The organism is Gammaproteobacteria bacterium (assembly GCA_015709695.1).
Classification (GTDB): domain Bacteria; phylum Pseudomonadota; class Gammaproteobacteria; order Steroidobacterales.
This window is the reverse complement of the sequence record CP054183.1, coordinates 970,834-987,975: the sequence shown is the minus strand read 5'-3', so window position 1 is coordinate 987,975 and position 17,142 is coordinate 970,834. Positions and strand designations below refer to the sequence as shown.

At 60.5% G+C, this 17,142-nt stretch carries 16 protein-coding genes; 8 read left to right on the top strand and 8 right to left on the bottom strand.

The annotated features are described in order from the left end of the window. Positions 1-22: 22 nt before the first annotated feature. The 5 genes from HRU81_04570 to HRU81_04550 all read left to right on the top strand — a co-directional run bounded on the left by HRU81_04570 (position 23) and on the right by HRU81_04550 (position 6,760). Positions 23-436 carry a hypothetical protein gene (locus HRU81_04570; protein ID QOJ31431.1) on the top strand — a complete coding sequence of 138 codons (414 nt, stop codon included), beginning with the start codon at positions 23-25 and terminating at the stop codon, positions 434-436. 266 nt (positions 437-702) lie between these two features. Beyond that, on the top strand, positions 703-2,451 hold the full coding sequence (locus HRU81_04565) for an AAA family ATPase (GenBank protein ID QOJ31430.1): 1,749 nt from the start codon (positions 703-705) through the stop codon (positions 2,449-2,451). Beyond that, the gene (locus tag HRU81_04560; GenBank protein QOJ31429.1) at positions 2,448-4,184 is read left to right on the top strand and encodes a UvrD-helicase domain-containing protein; all 1,737 of its coding nucleotides are present in this window, start codon (positions 2,448-2,450) and stop codon (positions 4,182-4,184) included. The genes HRU81_04565 and HRU81_04560 overlap by 4 nt, the downstream gene beginning before the upstream one ends. 108 nt (positions 4,185-4,292) lie before the next feature. Continuing rightward, positions 4,293-5,108 carry a hypothetical protein gene (locus HRU81_04555; GenBank protein ID QOJ31428.1) on the top strand — a complete coding sequence of 272 codons (816 nt, stop codon included), beginning with the start codon at positions 4,293-4,295 and terminating at the stop codon, positions 5,106-5,108. Between the two features lie 302 nt (positions 5,109-5,410). Next, positions 5,411-6,760, top strand: coding sequence for a hypothetical protein (locus HRU81_04550; protein ID QOJ31427.1), 1,350 nt, complete (start codon positions 5,411-5,413; stop codon positions 6,758-6,760). A 25-nt stretch (positions 6,761-6,785) separates the two neighbouring features. Here HRU81_04550 and HRU81_04545 read toward each other — a convergent pair whose 3' ends face one another. After that, the gene (locus HRU81_04545) at positions 6,786-7,664 is read right to left on the bottom strand and encodes a hypothetical protein (protein ID QOJ31426.1); all 879 of its coding nucleotides are present in this window, start codon (positions 7,662-7,664) and stop codon (positions 6,786-6,788) included. A gap of 92 nt (positions 7,665-7,756) precedes the next feature. Between HRU81_04545 and HRU81_04540 the strand changes: the two genes are divergently transcribed. After that, positions 7,757-8,716 (top strand): SIR2 family protein, encoded by a 960-nt coding sequence (locus HRU81_04540; protein QOJ31425.1) that lies wholly within the window; start codon positions 7,757-7,759, stop codon positions 8,714-8,716. Positions 8,717-8,851: 135 nt separating this feature from the next. On the opposite strand, the gene HRU81_04535 is transcribed toward HRU81_04540, so the two are convergent. The 5 genes from HRU81_04535 to HRU81_04515 all read right to left on the bottom strand — a co-directional run bounded on the left by HRU81_04535 (position 8,852) and on the right by HRU81_04515 (position 12,852). After that, positions 8,852-9,850 (bottom strand): relaxase, encoded by a 999-nt coding sequence (locus tag HRU81_04535; protein QOJ31424.1) that lies wholly within the window; start codon positions 9,848-9,850, stop codon positions 8,852-8,854. After that, entirely contained in the window at positions 9,834-10,421 is a 588-nt protein-coding gene (gene mobC / locus HRU81_04530; GenBank protein QOJ31423.1) for a plasmid mobilization relaxosome protein MobC, read from the bottom strand. Before mobC ends, HRU81_04535 begins: the two co-directional genes overlap by 17 nt. A 170-nt stretch (positions 10,422-10,591) precedes the next feature. Further along, positions 10,592-10,762, bottom strand: a complete 171-nt coding sequence (locus HRU81_04525; GenBank protein ID QOJ31422.1) for a hypothetical protein — start codon at positions 10,760-10,762, stop codon at positions 10,592-10,594. A 467-nt stretch (positions 10,763-11,229) separates the two neighbouring features. Then, positions 11,230-11,781: a DNA repair protein RadC gene (radC, locus tag HRU81_04520; protein ID QOJ31421.1), complete on the bottom strand. Its 552-nt coding sequence runs from the start codon at positions 11,779-11,781 to the stop codon at positions 11,230-11,232. Positions 11,782-12,024: 243 nt separating this feature from the next. Continuing rightward, the gene (locus HRU81_04515) at positions 12,025-12,852 is read right to left on the bottom strand and encodes a DUF945 domain-containing protein (protein ID QOJ31420.1); all 828 of its coding nucleotides are present in this window, start codon (positions 12,850-12,852) and stop codon (positions 12,025-12,027) included. Positions 12,853-13,067: 215 nt separating this feature from the next. Here HRU81_04515 and HRU81_04510 point away from each other — a divergent pair, with 215 nt between their 5' ends. Further along, entirely contained in the window at positions 13,068-13,886 is an 819-nt protein-coding gene (locus tag HRU81_04510; protein QOJ31419.1) for a hypothetical protein, read from the top strand. 36 nt (positions 13,887-13,922) lie between these two features. Beyond that, entirely contained in the window at positions 13,923-15,221 is a 1,299-nt protein-coding gene (locus HRU81_04505) for a hypothetical protein (protein QOJ31418.1), read from the top strand. Between the two features lie 27 nt (positions 15,222-15,248). Here the strand turns inward: HRU81_04505 and HRU81_04500 are convergent, their stop codons facing one another. Further along, entirely contained in the window at positions 15,249-15,881 is a 633-nt protein-coding gene (locus tag HRU81_04500; protein QOJ31417.1) for a hypothetical protein, read from the bottom strand. Positions 15,882-15,887: 6 nt separating this feature from the next. Then, on the bottom strand, positions 15,888-17,138 hold the full coding sequence (locus HRU81_04495) for a hypothetical protein (GenBank protein QOJ31416.1): 1,251 nt from the start codon (positions 17,136-17,138) through the stop codon (positions 15,888-15,890). Positions 17,139-17,142 lie beyond the last annotated feature (4 nt).

Genomic DNA, 17,142 nt, shown 5'->3' with positions numbered 1-17,142 from the left:
GTATGCAAGAGGAGAGACTATCATGAACATTGCCCAGCGTCAGCAGTCTGTCTGGGAGCTACCGGCTGGAACCATCATTCGAGTACGCCACGACTGGTACTACCACGTGGGACTGATTGGCGATCGCATCGTGAGTGCGGAGCGTAGCGTGCTCGCCTTCTCGGCCGACACTAAAGGCTTCGTCGAGCAGCCCTACTCCGAATTTGCGAAAGGGCGAGATGTCACTGCAGACGGCTACCCAGGCTGCTTGCCAGCAGCGACTGTCTTGCAGCGAGCACGCGCCATTCGAGACCGGCCCTATTCCTGGGCAGGATTCAATTGCGAGCACTTCGTCAGACACGCACACGGTCTTCCGGTCGAAAGCCCTCAGCTTAGGGAATGGACAATCCTCGCCAGCATCGTCGGGCTGCTGGCGTGCGTAGCGGCGCGCTCGTGAGGGGACCGGTGTGGACCGACGTACCAGCAGATTCAACACCAAGGTCCAATTTGAGCCGTACCTCTCCGTGAATAATGGTGCAGCCGCAGCCACCGGCCTCCGCCCGCCCCCTCCAGCTCCTCTTGCGCTAGCTGGTCCGCCGGCATTGGCGGAAAATCGAGAGCCCGCTTCTCCCTATCAGGCATCTTCCAATGGGCGGGCCGGCCGATACACTCTGGCAGGCTCGTAACTAACTAATCCAACAACGGAAAACCAGGGACGGTACGGTGTATCTGGCGCAGTTGAACATCGGGAATTTCAGGAAGCTGGCCCAGGTGGAGCTGAAGTTCCAGCCGGGGCTCAACGTATTGGTCGGCGCAAACAATGTCGGCAAGACCGCAGTCATCGATGCACTCCGGGCACTGCTGGCAGGCCACGATGAACCTTATCCTCGGCTGGACATCGACGATGTCCACCATCCCAGGGCTGGTCAGCCGGCCGGCGACATCGTCTTCCAGTACATCTTCCGCGACCTCGATCTGGACGAAGAAGCAGATTTCCTTGGGGCTCTGAAACCCGGTAGCGGCGGAAAACTCGAAGCCCATATCACCATTCGCTATACCGATGCCGATAAGACCGGCCGAATGCGCGCCAAGCGCTGGTGTGGCGACCACGAGGACGTGGGCCTGACTGCTGAGATGATGGAGAACCTGCGGGGCGTTTATCTCCCGCCTCTTCGCGATGCTTCGCAGAGCCTGAAACCCAACCGTACGAGCCAGTTGTCCAGGCTGTTCCAACTGCTCGCCGACGACGTAGGGCGAGACGGCATCAACGTTGCCCTGCAGAAGCTTGACGAGGAACTCAAGAAGCACCAGCCGGTAGTCACTACCCAAGATGCCATCAAGAACCGACATAGCAGCATGCTCGGGCCCCTTCTAGCCCAAGCCTTGGATCTCGGCCTAAGCGGCAGCGACTTCCAACGCTTGGCTTCCCGCTTGTCATTGCTGGTGGATTCCTTCGAGATCGAGCAAAACGGACTCGGGTTCAACAACCTGATCTTCATGGCCGTCGTACTCAGCGAGCTGGCAAAGAACCCTGAGGCCAGCTATCGTGGCCTCATCATTGAAGAGCCAGAAGCACATTTGCATCCGCAGCTCCAGGCCGTGCTTCTTGGTTATCTGGAGACCATCAAGACTGCGGAGGGCGAGAAGCCCGTTCAACTCTTTGTAACCAGTCATTCACCGAATTTCGCCAGCATCGCGAACCTCGATACGCTGACATGCTTAGTGGACATGGAGGGCAAGATCGAGGCCTTCTTCCCGCGAACAATCGAGTTCCCGGCAGGAAAAAGAGAGAAGCTCGAACGCTACCTCGACGTGACCCGCGCCGAGTTATTCTTCGCACGTCGCGTGATCTTCGTCGAGGGGGCCGCGGAACTGATGCTTGTAAGTGTTCTTGCCGAGAAGTGTGGCCACAAGCTACGCGAACATGGCATCAGCCTTATCAGCGTAGAAGGCTTGAACTTCGACTCCTTTCTGCCGCTCTTCGGAGAGAAGGCGCTGAGAATTCCCGTGGCGGCGATCACGGATGCCGATCCCGTAGATGATCCAGGAGATGGTAACGAGCCGCAGGCGCTTTACCCTGCGCCAGGGGACACCATCACGGTTTCCAGCAACACCGCCAAGATGAAGACTCGCGAAGACACTTTCGTTAAGGTCTTTCACGGGCTTAAGACATTGGAGTATGACCTTGCCCTTCACGCTGACAATCGTGCGGCGATGTTGAAGGCACTCAAGGAGCTGCATCCCAGAATCGGCGAAATAGTCGAATCGTCTGTTGAGGCCGCGACGGACGACGCAGCTAAGGCGCGAGCGCTATTCAGCGGCATGTTCGAGCGCAAGCAGAATAATGTTCAGAAGGGTCGATTCGGCCAGGCTCTTGCTCAAGTGCTGTCAGATGGCGCGCCGTGCCAAGTGCCAGACTACATCAAGAACGCCGTTGCGCACGCCTGCCAACTGAAGCCAGCAGTGCTGTGACGACGCTATCGCAGGAGCAACTGGATGTCATTGGCTCGGACCCTGTGCCGATGTCGGTGATCGCCTGCGCCGGCAGTGGCAAGACACTCACGGCAGTACGTCGCCTCGTACGCCTACGGCAACACCTCGGGGCACACCGCAGTCGCGTTGCGCTGCTGTCGTTTTCAAATGTTGCCGTTGATACCTTCAGGAAGGGTTATCACGCACTGATTCAGGATGCACCCGCCGGCGCTGCCCTCGGCCGCGTCGAGATCGACACTCTTGATGGATTCATCACTGGAAACGTACTTCGCCCACACGCCTACAGGACGATGGAGGCGAAGCAAGCTGCCTTTCTGGTAACCGGTGGTGAAGCGTTCTTGAGCGGTTTCAACTTCCGGACCGACACCTATCCTCGCGATATTGCATCTATGCAGGTCGGGATCGACACCGGGTCTGTTTATTTCTGCTATTCGAACAATGACGAGACAAGGCGACTCGATACTACCTATGCCTCCGACATCGTCCAGCGACTGGGGAAGATCGGCGCCTACACGCACAACCTCGGTCGCTACTGGTGCTACCGCACCCTCCAGCATCAGCCGGCCATACTTCGCGCACTCGCCCGGCGCTATGCGCACATCCTGATAGATGAAGCGCAGGACATCGGCTCCTTGCACCAGGCGATCATCGAGCAACTTATTCAGGCAGGGTGTCAAGTCTCGCTAATCGGTGACCCAAATCAGGGGATCTACCAATTCGCGGGAGCGGACGGGGCGTTCCTATCGCAATACGGACTCCGACCTGGCGTGAAGAATCTTGGCCTGACAAGGAATTACCGCTCAGTGCCAGCGATCCTGGATGTCGCGAACAAGTTGGCGACACGCACGGACGCCCCGGACCGATGCGCGCCCGCGACGACGCACGGCAGCTTCTACGTTCCATATAAGAACGCCGACCGCGAGAAACTCGTGGCCGCCTTCCGGGCTGCCGTCGAAGCCGCTGGACTGAGCGTCCAGCGCTCTGCGGTACTCTGCCGGGGCCGCGATCTCGCAGATAAGCTCGCCGGCAATCAGGGCGCTCCCGGCCAAGGACTTGTGCGAGGCATGGCGCAAGCCGCAATACTTCGCGATCGGCATCAGGACTTCCTACGCGCCTTCAAGCATGTGACAGCCTGCATTGTCGGTCTACTTTCCGCTCCGCCACCGGGACTCATTGCAAGGATAACGCAGGCATCACAACAGCCTGCAGACCGATCGCTACGCCGCCTGATCTGGGCATTCACGCGCGACGCTGGTTCCGGCCTCCCATCCTCTGCATTGATTGCCGACACGCAGTGGCATCCGCAGATGGTTGCGCGAACCAAGGCGCTGCTTGCGACTCTTGCGAAGGACCACGGCTTGGCGACTGCCGACAATCTCGGAAACAAGCTCGCCAAGAAGAGCCTGCCGAACTCGCCCCTTGCTTCCGCCAATGATCTAGCTGCGGACGCAGACGCACGCATCCGCGTCGATACCGTCCACCAGGTAAAGGGAGAGAGTCTGGATGCGGTCCTCTACCTAGCCAACAAGGACCACGCCAGCGCACTACTGACCGGTGTGGGCAGCGAGCTAGGGCGAATCGGCTACGTGGCGATAACCCGCGCGCGAGACCTTCTATGGCTCGGCGTGCCTACCAATGCGCTCTCCGAATTGCAGCCAGCCCTGCTCGCGAGTGGCTTTCAGGAATTCAGCGCTACGCCGCAAACGTCCTGATTATCGGCCACTCAAGGAGGCCATGAATCAATGGGGATTAATTATCAGTCCACGGTGATCGGCGATGTGCGCCTTACGCAGGTTAGTGCCGTGCCAGCTACAGGGGCGATGCTGCTGCGATTCACGCTCGAATGGAGCATTCATCCGAGGCGCGACCAAGACTATGCCGTCTTCGGGACCTATGTCCGCATATGCGTCGCGGTCGAGGGCGGCTCTGACTCCGTTCATCTCGGACACGGTCACCCCGAGGTTGCTTGGACCGAGCGCGCACGCGAAGGTATCCCGTATCGCACCCCCCTCATATACAATCTCACTCTGCCCGCCGACCAACTGCTCGCCCTGGAGAGCCGCCGCCAGAACCGCGGCTTGGTGTTCAGAGTCGAAGTCCGCGGAAACACTCTCGGTCAGTACGGCGTCGGTCCGTTGGATGAGACACTCAGTATCAACGTCGGCCTGGGTGACTGGCTGCGGATTCTTGCGGAAGGCGGCACTGCCGAGGCGCTTCTGATCGGCCTCCCACTCTCGCTCGCACCTGATTCGGACGCGAGCACGCCGTTGGTACTCGTCCGCCAAGCTCACCGATTCCTGCAGAGCGGGGAGTATGACGCCTGTGTTGCAGAATGCCGACGGGCCATGGAGAGCCTGTGGAAGGCCGCAGGTGTACAGGACGCAGCCAAGCGCGCACGCGGCGCTCTGGCGAATCCCGCACAGCGTCGCGCCATGACCAAGCTAGATAGGACTCTGGCCATGGGCGAAGCCCTCGTCTCCCTCACCCAGCCTGCTCATCATGTCGGTGACGACGGCGATCCGGAGATTTTCAGCCGAGCGGAGGCGACTTTGGCGCTCGCTACAGCGGCGTCACTAGTCGGAGCAATATCAGCACCGAAACATAGACCAGACCCTTCCGAAGAGACAACTTCGTGACAGTTACGGCATCAGCGGCGCACGCCTTGGCTAAGGCTACAGCTTCGATGGGTCTCAGCAGGGAACAACGCCAACCTAGTGAACGACGAGCCGGTCACCTACTTGAGGCCATAGGAGCCAATATGGTCGCTCGCACTCTTGCAGCCATTCAAGAATCGCGAACCACCCACTATCACCCATGCGGGCACCTTAGGCTTTGTTCGCGTCCTGCGCGACGCGCATTTGACGGCTATTTTCCCAGAAACGCGTCGCCCGGCCGGCATCGCTTGCGACCTCGATAAGTTCGCCACGAGGAAACCGCTATGGAAGCGAACCGTTCGCCGCACCTGCAACGACTGACCCAGGAAGAGCTGCAAGACCTCGTGCAGGCCGTTCAATCCCGGAGATTCGTGATAATCCGCCTGACGTCTGACCAGTTTGGAGCTTTCACCGAACGACGATCCATAGGGCGCCCATTCACGATGGCCATAGCGCCAGATCTCATCAAGGATGTCCGACCACCGACGATCTGCATTATCGTCTCCGCACCAAGCCCGTTTTCCGAAGATCCAGAGGACCCGACAGACGCGCATATCGGCATTCTCGTCGCTAAGCGTCAGCTCACAGCTATCGAGCGCGGCATCAAGATCAATTCCACGCGACCCATCACGCCGTCTACCCTGAAGGGGATTGCAGACCTCCTCCATTCAGGAGCAACTCCCCACGACTTGCGCGCCCGCCTACTGGAGGGAGCCGCCCTCACCCCACTTCCGCCCGTCTCCAGCTCGCACCTCATCAAGGCACTTGCGCAGATACCAGACAATCACGCAGCGATGAGCACCCTCGCTTCCCGCCTACATCGGCCATTGGTCGACCGGCCCAACCGACAACTGCAGGCTGACGCCATCCGTACCGCACTTGAGATTTTCGGTCTTCCCATCGACGCCTTGCCGCGCGAGCTTGACGTGCTCAAAGCCAAGGACACCGAACTTTCAACGTACTGGCTACAGGAGGATTCCGTCATCGAGCATGACGCCCGCCACATACCAGGGCTCGCGCTGGGCCCTGTCCATGTAACAGGTCGGGCGGAGTTTCGACGGCACAACGAAGTGTTGGAAGTGATCACCGCCAATCGCCGTCCGCTGGAGCGGGTTTTTGGTATTGATCTTATCTACCACAACGTAATCCGCAGGAGCTTAGTGATGGTTCAGTACAAGATGCTGAACCCACACCCCGCGGCCCGCAAGGCTGGCGTCCCTGGTGATTGGATCTACAGACCCGACGCCAAACTCTCCCAGGAAGTCGCACGAATGAAGAGGTTCCAGCGAAAGCTCCCATCGAGACCTTCCGACTATCGTCTCAATCCCGGGATGTTCTACATGAAGTTCGTTCGGCGGGACAAGATTGGCGCACGCGCAGCGATCACCGTTCCTCTTGAACACTTCGAGCGACTGCGACGTCGCCCCACCAACAGGGGGCCTCGGGGCGGAATGCTGGTTAGCTACAACGCCCTCGGCGGTACTTATCTGCGTGACGACGCGTTCTTCAGTCTGATACGCGCGGGATACATCGGCTCGCCCGCGGGAACGACCAAAGTTCTGCTACCCCTCATTCAATCTTTAGTGAATGGCAATCGCGCCGTGATCGTGGCTATTCAAAAGGCGGTCCCATAACAACCGCCTGATGCTCTCAGAGCCATCACGCTACTTCTCTGGGAAGTACCTCATGCAGAGCCAACTCGACAGCACGCGCCACGTCAGCCCTAACGAGCGCCGCGTTCCATACAATGACCGACGCCAATTTGTAGCTCAGGGCTGCGGTTTCCCGCGGTTTTCGAAATAGAAACATCGCAGCGTGGATATACTGGCGTGGATGCGGTTCGCCACCAGATACCTTATGCACTTCGGCGACCCATCGGTTCTGCTCAGTACCGGCAGTATCGGGGATCGACTCGAACACGCCAACAATACCTTCGCGACAATACGCAGCATCAAAGTACCGACTCACGACAGCATTGCCGCCCGCAGCCAGCAGGCAGTCGGCGATATCGACAGTCCCCAGCTGGAGTTCGCTAACATCCACAGCCACGATGTTCAATGCTGTCGCCGACGGATTCGGATGAAATTTTCGAGTAGTCGCCTTTTGGATGATGTCACGCTGAAGTCTCACGACATCCGGCAAATCATTGTCGATATGCATGGCGCCTAAGCTGGTTCTCTCCAGTTGCCGATTGATCTCCGCCTTGGTGTTTCGATGCTGCCCGAGAAGTTTCATCTCAATGAACATCTCGCGACCGGCCACGTTCCAACGAAAGTCGATGTCTCCTGTCATTCCCTGCCGGGCACCATAGATCAGATCATGTCCCTTCCTGACAAACAGTTCGGCAAAGTTGACCTCAAGGACACGCCCGCGGAAATCCCCCGCCTCTCGGGCAGTGCAGAACTGGCTGAGCAGACCGGCGAAACGTCCGCTGGCTTCAACGCGATCTATCTTTTCGAGCAAGGCATCGGCGTATGCCATCGCGTTCTCACGACCTCCAGCGGCCCGGATGATTCTTGTAAGTTCCTCGATGGTCATACGACACCCCTAGAGTCCGCGGAATGATACGCGCCTCGCAGGGCTTCATGGCGGCACAATAGCCAATTGGGTTGGCTGAGCGAGCAGGATCAATGCCACACATTCTTTTGACTGGAGCCGGCTTTACGCGAAACTGGGGCGGATGGCTCGCAAAGGAACTTGAGGGCGACCTACTAGCCCGCCTGGCTCAGCACGATCCGTTGCGCCGCCTGATTCAATCCTCAGACAACTACGAAGAGGCGTTAGGAAAGGCGCGTTCTGGTGGTGACGGACGTGTGCGAGTATCCCCGGAGGAAGTAAGGATACTCGAGGACGGGATCAAGGAGTCCTTCTGGGCCATGAACATCGCCTTGGGTCAGCGTGTATCAATGTATCTGGCAGGCGAGACAGAGCACTCCATTCTCAGCTTCCTTCCCAAGTTTGATGCGATATTCACGTTGAATCAGGACTTGCTTCTGGAGTTGCACTACAACGCCGCACACCGGCCCGGTCGTTGGGCTGGGAGTTATTACCCGGGAATCGAGCCGGCCGTAGCGACCCCACTGAACAGCCGAGAGGTCATTAGGCTTGAACGACGTGTTGGGACAGTAGGCCAGCCAGATCCCAGTAGACAACCGATTTACAAGCTCCACGGTTCCATTGAATGGACTGATGGAACGGATTCCTTGTTTGTTGTCGGTGGTGGAAAGGAAGCTTACATCCAAGAAAAGCCGCTTCTCACGCAATACTTCAAGATTCTTAAGGACTATCTGCACCAACCCAATACTCGACTCATGATTATCGGATACGGTTTTGCAGACAATCACGTCAATCAATTAATCGAGTCCTCGTCTCAGGCAAATCCCTCACTGAGCGTTTACTACGTTCATCCACACGGACGTGACGCCATACGCCGAGGAGTGCAGAACAGGGCAGTTATACAACCCATTCCACCACTGGCCGACGTGCCTTGTATCGGAGAATCGCGGCGGCCACTGACGACCACATTCGGGGGAGACACCCTTGAATACGACAAGGTGATGCGATTCTTTGAATGGCCTTTGAAGCATTAGACGGTGAAATGCCGTTGTATCGAGTCATCCACATCTTCACCCACCTCGCTCTGGACTACTCACGCTTGCTCGGTCAACTCTATGCGTCGTCGCGCGAATTTAGCTAGTTGGCTTTCGAAGTGCCGATCCCACGACCTACCGTGACCGGCTCCTGCCGCGCTCGGCGCCCAGATGGACGTTTTGAACCAGTTCAGCAGCAATGAGGTCACGATCGGTACGTGGCGATCCCATATTCGCAACGAACTGCCGCACGTCATTCGCCAACCCATGCCGCCCCTCCGACTCCAGCTTAGATGCAACCTGATTCCATCCCTGCACGACATGCTTGCGCGTCTCGACGAGATGTCGCTTTCCAGGTTCCACACGTATGTCTCCCTTCAAGAGGTCACGCGCGACAGCCTCTGCCTGCGCTCGCATGTAGGTCGAGTCACCACGCTGGCTAGCCCGATAGATGCCATCCTTTTTTGACGAACGGCTCTCACCCCTCACCGCTCGCTCTGTGGCATTGGCCGCCACGCCTAGCAATCTCAGGTGCCGCGCGAATTCCGAGCGCCAGTGCCGCAGCGTCGCCTTCTTGATGTTTAGACGCACGCCCTGCTCACTGACTGCCTTCAACACGAGATGGACGTGAGGATGCGGCTCGTCCGTGTGGAGCACGAACGCATAGCGATGCTGGAGGGCGAACTGCTGTCGGGCAAGATTGCGAACCGCACCGAGCACCTTGTCCGGCGGAGTGCCGGGCGGCATGGAGAACATGAGCTTGTGGATCAGTTTCGGAGGCTTGCGACCGTTGGCCACCACTAGGCCAGACTGCTGGCGCACGCCATCCAGATCGAGATCCCAGTCCTCCAGAAGTGCGTTACCAATGCACCCCTGCAGGCGCTCCCCATCATCGCCCTCAAGTTCCAGCTCGCCGTACCGGCCGATGTAGTCCAGATGCTTGCCGGCCGCCTTGAGGTCGTTGCTGTCGCGGGGCAGAACCTTCACCACGGCCTCGGGGACACGCTGCACGGTCCTCCGCACCTGCTCCACCTGCGCAGGCGTCAGCCGGTCAGGCGGCCGCATCCCTCCCCGCGCATAGCTGGCGATGTCGAGCAGGGGTTCGCCCTTTGGGAACCTAAACGTCTTCGCCACAGCCGCTCTCCCAACTGGTCAGGTTCGCTTTCAGAAGGCCCTTGGTGTTGTCGCGCAATGCCTCGCAGACCTTCAGCATGGCCCGGAACTCGTCCCGCACAGAGCCGGGTGGCCGGCCGCCCTCGTTCGCTGCCCGGGCGATCTGGTTGATGTTCCGGCCGATGGCCGCCAACTCGCCAATGCTGCGCTTGAGGGCCAGCAGCTCATCCTTGGGCAGCGGTGCGAGCTTGCGTAGATGCGCCCGAAGCAGGACGGACGCGTAGGTGGCAGGCCGCATCCCACGCGCCTCAGCACGCGCGTCCAGCAACAGCCGGTCGTCGTGCCGGAGCCGGACGAACATCGGCCGGCCACACGCGCTCGACCCGTGCGCCTCCCGGCCCGGTTTCCGGACACTGGCCGCGCGGCACGATATGCGCTCCCCTACATCCGTTCCGCGCGCGCTCCGAATCTCCCGGATGACGAGCCGCTTCAGCCACGCCGCCTCGGAGAGAAGTTCGCCGTCGGCGAGCGCCTTCGCCTGGACTTTCAGTTCCGGAGCGACTCTGGTCTTCAATACTTCGTTGTCACCCATGGGGCCAATTTGGCCCCAACAGCAAGCCGCAGGCTATCCTGCGTTTTCGGGAAAATAGCACCCAAACCCTCACCACTTCCGCGCCCGACCTCCAGCGACTCCGCACCGCCAGCGCTGAAGCCCTCGTCCGATCGAGCCCGATGCAGCCACCTGCACCGGGCTCTCTTGGTCTACAGCCACCCACCCGCCCGCAGCGCCTCGCGGTTCGCTCGGTGGGCCTCCAGCGTCGATTCCCGCTGCTCCGGTGGCGCCTGCTTGTAGTGCTTGCCCCGACTCTTGATGGCGTGGCTTACGGTAGTCGTGGATACGCCCAGACTGTCGGCCAGCTGCTTCAAGGTCATTCGCGAGTCATGCCAGGCCAGCACGGTTGCGATCTGGGCCTCGGTCAACGCCCGGGGGCGACCCAGGACAGACCGCCTGAGATAGCGATCGGATTCAGGGATGGGCTCCTGCTTCGGAGAGGAATTCTGCGATGCATTGCCCCGACGACGTGGGCTGGGCGGCAGTCTGTCTGCACGTTCTAGACGGTTCATGATGACGGTATCTCCTTGGGTTCGAAGCGAGCCTCATGCCCGCTCACCACCCCGGAAAACCTCTTCAGCGACCCCAAGACGCCGCCGACCGTCCAGCCAGAAAAATCCGTGACCGGCGCAGCCGGCGAAGCAGCGCGGCCTTGCGCGCTGGTGCGGATTTTGGGAACGCCAACGTTGAACGAAGCCCTGCGGCAGCGGCCAACCCACAGGCCCGCCCCCACCCTCCAACGGATCATCACGGAAGGAGCGCCAAGCCGACGCTCCTTCCCAAGCCATCACAGGACGCCGCGCTCCGCCAGTGACACCACCTTGGCACCGGCGACGATCAGGTGATCGAGCACCCGGATATCCACCACACCCAAGGCGTCCTTCAGGCGCAGCGTGATCAGCTCGTCGGCCTGGCTCGGCTCGGCCACCCCGGATGGGTGGTTGTGCGTCAGGATCACGGCTGCGGCGTTGTGCGCCAGCGCCCGCTTCACGACCTCCCGCGGGTGCACGCTCGCCCCGTCGATGGTTCCCCGGAACAGCTCGTCACAGGCGATCAGCCGGTGACGGTTATCGAGGAACAGACAGCAGAACACCTCGTGCTCGAGACTGGAGAACCGCAACGCGAGGTACCTGCGGGTCACAGTCGGACTCTCGAACAGATCGCCCCGCACCAGTTGCTCGGCCAGGACTTTCAGGGCGGCATCGATCAGGACTTCATCGCTGATCGGGCCACCACTCGCCGATACCCAGCCTGTGCTGAACTTCGGCTCGGCGATCCGGATCGCTCCCGAGACCGGACGGACACTCAATACTCGCGCAACGCGCTGCCGTGTAGACATGAGACTTCTCCAACTCTGCAGGCGGGATTGCCTGCTGAGCCCTCGCCACACGCCGCAGCGCAGCCGTCAGGGCCGCGCGTAGCGCGCTCGCGAGCACGGGCCGCAGGCCCGCGCGCAGGCCTTGACGGCGAGAACGGCGTGTTACGCTGAAATCCATAAAGGCAATCCCGCCTTCCTGGTCTTGCTCTCCGGCGGAAAAAAAAACGGGAGAGAGCACCGAGTGGTGCCCTCTCCCGAATCCGCTCAGGCCGCAAGCCTCTGCGAGGCCAGGTCCCACAGCCGGCTGTTGATCCGCACGTCCTCCCGGATCGAGCTGATCCGGCGCGTGCGCGTCAGGCGTCCGCTGACCGACCGCCGGCTGAGGCCACCCCGCAGCAGGTTCTCCTGCACGCGGTTCAGCACCCGCCACAGGTCGTCACCCACGTCCTCCACACGCCGAGGCGCCAGCAGCGCCGAAGGCTGCATGCCGGCCTGAGCGATATCCTCGAATCGGATCGCCAGCGCCTGGGCAGCGAAGTCGATCTGCTCATCCTTGAACATGGAGCGCTGCTCCATGAGCTCCACCTGGCCGGCCAGGACCTCGAACCGCTCCGCCATCTCCAGCGCGCCCGTGATGACGGCATCCACCACGTCGCCGCGATGGTTGACCCGCACCATCGGGAACGCACCCTGCGAGACGATCAGCCCGTTGGTGCAGATGACGCGATAGATACCCACCCGCAGCTGGTAGGCACTGGTGCCGTCGTGGCTGTTCAGGAACACAATCTCCGGGATCGAGTCCTTGAGCTGCACCGTCTCGAACCGCCGCCGCATCCGCAGGATGTGACGCGTGTGGAGCGGACTACCCTTGCGCGACTGCGCCTGCCGGCCCTCCACCGGCACGAACCCGGCGTTCATCAACCCCGACAGCACGCGCTCGGTCGGAATGAACGTGTACTTCTCGCTGAGGCTCTCATGCGCGGTCGGCGCGAACACCGCCGGCACCTGCTCGCGCAGCGCCTCCATCGACAGGGCATGAGTGAACGCCGTGCTGCGAGATGCAAAGAACATGGAAGTGGAAACTGCATTCATGGTCGTGATCCTCGAAATGTCTTGGGCGGGATTGCCCGCATCCTCGGAATCACGGCGCGCGCAGCCGTCAAGGATCGCCAGACCGCCGCAGGCGGCGAGCGCGGTCGCCGCGCTCGTCCTTGACGGCGAGCACGGCGTGATAGGCTGAAGCGAAACAGAAATCCCGCCCTCTTGGCTCTTCTTCCACTGGCGGGACAAAGAGGATGCAGACCGCAATGAAGACCCACCCATTCACTCGCCCGACTATCATCGCCGCGACCGAATTCCTAGGGGAGACGCTGACACAGGCGAAGTTCGATCAAGTCGTAGTGCGGTTGGGACTTGAGGAAGACATTCCGCAAGGACCTGGAAAGAGCGTTACCGCAAAGAGCGCTATGTTGGCGCGCCTCGTTAACCAACGCGCTTCTCACATTGTCAGCACTTTGGATGGGCCCGCGACCCTGGCCGAAGCCACGGTACGGGAAGCCGTTGGAGCGACCGTATTCCAGTACGCCAATGCCGGACAGGAGCGGCTTCTACGAGGGTTGGCGCTCGACGGTTACGTAGTCTCCTGGGATCCGGTCACACGAATGCCGCTACTGCGCGCGGCGTTGCCGGGCAACGTGGATCTTCCCGCAGCCGATGACGAAGTTCACCAGCTTCTGAAGAAGTTCAACTTCACTGTATCGTTAGGACACCTGGAACAAGCCATCGATGCGCACACACGCGGCGACTGGGCTGCGGCGAACAGTCAGATACGCACCTTCATGGAAGGTCTGCTCAACGACATTGCCATGCACGTTGATCCGCAAAAGGCTGCTGCTCTGGCATCGAGCGAGAACCGACGCGCGTGGCTGGCTGAGCTAGGGTTCCTGTCGATAGGCAGAAACGAATGGACTCCTGATGGAAAGAACTACTTGAACGGCCTGTTCAAGATGCTTCATACGGACGGATCACATCCAGGTCTATCGGACGAAGATCACAGCACATTCCGGCTACACCTTGGCCTTATCACCGGCCGGACTTTGCTTCGCCGTCTTAATAACAGATGCTGACCGGCATCCCGCTCATGACATAGAGAGACTGTAGTAATGGGACAAGCAGCAAAGATATTCTGGTCCTGGCAGAGCGACTATTCACCCAAGACATGCCGCCACTTCATCCGCGAATCCCTGGTAGATGCAATCACCCAAGTCGCCGAAGAGATCAGTGTTGATGATGCAGACCGACCTGAGATTGATCATGACACCAAGGGCGAACGGGGCATGGCCGACATCGCAACCACGATCCTCAACAAGATCGAGAATGCGGCGGTATTCGTCGCCGACCTCACCCCCATCGCGCGGTCTCCAGAAGGAAAGTGGCTGCCAAATCCTAACGTGATGATCGAACTCGGGTGGGCAATGCATAGGCCCGGCTGGGAGCGAGTCATCGGAATCTTGAATATGGCCGGCGGAGCGAAGGTGGAGGATCTTCCCTTCGATATTCGTCAACGGCGAGTAGTCACATTCGTGCTGAACGATGCTGCCGACAAGTCAACGCGAGCGGCAGTCCGATCGAAGCTCGTAAGTGAGCTCAAGGAGGCCCTAAGAATTAATCTCGAGGAGCGACTCGATGACCTCTCGGAACCTCAGCAGGTTAATGGCATTGCTTCAATGGCAAGCAACTATTCCATTTGGTCTTCAGCGGGTGAGGCGCTAACACACAACGATGCCTTTGGAGGAGCAAGACGCAAGAAAGTAGCGATTCCAGACGTTCCGCGTGCCTACGTGCGAATCATCCCCGCAGGCTGGAAGGGCGGTGCACCTTTAGTTTCAGACATTGCCAAGCTGGATCCGTCAGAGAGCGTCGATGCACCATTCGGCGGCGGAAGTAGTGGGGATTATGGAGCGACGGAAGAAGGTCATGTTCGCTATTGGATCACTAGCCAGTTGGAAATGAGTGAAGCATCCTCTATTGATATGACCATGTATTTCGAGGACACAGGCGAGTTCTGGATGTTACATGGCAGTGTGATCGCACAGCACGAAGGTCAGCTCTTGCTAAGAGACCATCCGATGCTCGGACAATGGTCACAGTTTCTGCGGAAGGCAACAGCTGTGATGGATCGTTTTCAGGCACTGAAGATGCGAAAGGTCGAAGCGGGACTCTTTGGAGTTAAGGACCTTCAGTGGTACTCCGAATGGCGAGGAAGTCGGACACCTTCCCGACGGAACGACACGCGAATAACTAGGCAGAGCCAGGACTGGGGACAGGAAGCGCAACTGACCTTTCTAACCGATGCCTACAACCGCGTTAAGAACCTATTTGGCCTTGAGCGAAGTACGGAAGCCGAAATTTCCCGGATATTGCAGCAGTTCGATCCAGCTCGGCTTCGAGAAAGAACTTAGTCAATTGAGACCAACCAGTTCCGAGAGCTACTGTGATGGTTCGTCGCGGACTAACCTCGGCGTCCGACTCCGGTTACGATCAGCGTGGCGCGGCTGGGGTGCCGGCCTGCCTTGTTGCACGGAGGCTTCCATCACGGCTTGGACACGGCTCACGAACAGCTCGCGGTCGCGCGGATCACGGATATGCCGCTCTGCGTAGGCGCGCGCGATCCCCAGGCAAACAAACGCGCTACGCAGCTCAGGACGTTCGCTCATTGCGCGTCTGTCCTCCAGGCGCGCTTTGACCTCGCGTCTTGCCTCCTGGGCGGACTGCGCGAAGTAGCTGACGCTCTCCACAACCCACCGGGCGCGGTGAAACGTCCGCTGCCGATCCGTGCTGCGATCCCCTTCCCTGGCCGGGATGGTGACGGCTTCTGAGCCTACCCGCCGGACGCCGACCATCGCGCCGATCTTCGGCTGGGTCCGGGAGCGCGTGATCGCGCGCTCCAGGTCCGTTCCCCACAGGGTCTCGATGCCGCGGCCCGTGACAAGCTTGAGGTAGTAGGACGGACTGCCGTCGGGCTCGAACTGGTAATTGGCCCTGCCGTGACCTTCCAGGCGGCCGGTGATCAGTTCCCCTCGCCGGCCGCGCGGTGGTACCAGCGTGCGGTTCACGCTCATGCCCTTTCAGCGCGTCGGGTGGAAATCGCGGTCCTGGCTACGCGGTTGCACGGCGCGCTCCTCCGCGGCTCGCAGGTGCACCGGCTCCAGCGGCTGTCCATACTCGATGCGCTGCGCCAGATGCGCCCGCAGGTGCTCCACGAACTGCTCACGTTGCTCCTTGCTGCGGAACCGGTCATCGGCCAGCGCACCACCCATCTGCAGCTGCAGGTAGGAGCCCTCCAGCTCCGGATGTCGGCGTATCGCATCGGTGGCGCTCAGGCTGGTATCGCGCAGCACCTCGGCCATCTTGCGCCGCTCGTCCAGAAAACTCTTGCGCTCCAAAATCCATTGATTGCGGTGCGTATCCAGCGGCTCGGTCCCGATCTGGCGGCCTTCCTTGTCCGCCTTCGCCGCGAGCACCGTCACCGCCTCCTTGCCTATCGCGCGCAAGCCGACCACATCCCCGATCCCTGGCGTACTGAGCGAGTGACGGAACGCGCGCTCCAGATCGACGCCCCAGATCTCCCGGTCCCCGCGCTCGGTCTCGATGCGCACGAAGTACGACATGGCCTGTTTGGGGTCATGGGAGTACGGCGCCGCACCGTGATCCACCAACCGGCCAACGATCAGGTCGCTACCCGGCGGTCGCCGATCCGATGCCTTTTCTGTCGCCGAGGGCGATGACGGCTCGCGCTCGCCCGCGTCGGCCGATTTCGTGTCGGCCGCCGGGGCGCGACGCGCGGCGATGGCGCGCGCCAGGCGCTCGCGCTCGAACTCGGTGGGCTCGTAGCCCCGTACTTCGAGGCCGGCGAGGTTGCCGGCGAACCAGGCCTCCTTGCGAAAGAACTCCGTGCCTCCGACCGTGACCGGCCCGGAAGCCTGCTCGCGGGCAATCGCCACCATGCTCTGTATCACCACGGCGTTCTCGGAGCGCGTGGTCAGGCGGTTGCCCTGGTGTGTGAACGCCTCCGTTCCATCCGGAAAGTGAAACTTGTTGCCGATGTGGATGAACCGCTCCTGCACCGAATCCGGCACACGCAGCCTGCGGCGGGAGTCGTCGGAAGCCTTGGCAGCAGACGCCGCGTCGGCCTTGCGCCCGGGCTGCTCGGCAAACGCCAGCGTGTTCTGCGCCGGGCGCTTGCCGGCCTCAGCTTGGCCGAACTGTATGAAGTTGCCATCGGCCTCGACGACGGCATCGGTGCGGACCGGTGCCGCGGACTTGCGCGGCGCCTTGGCCCGCTTGCGTTCGGGTGGAGAATCTGGGGTCTTGGCCATGAAC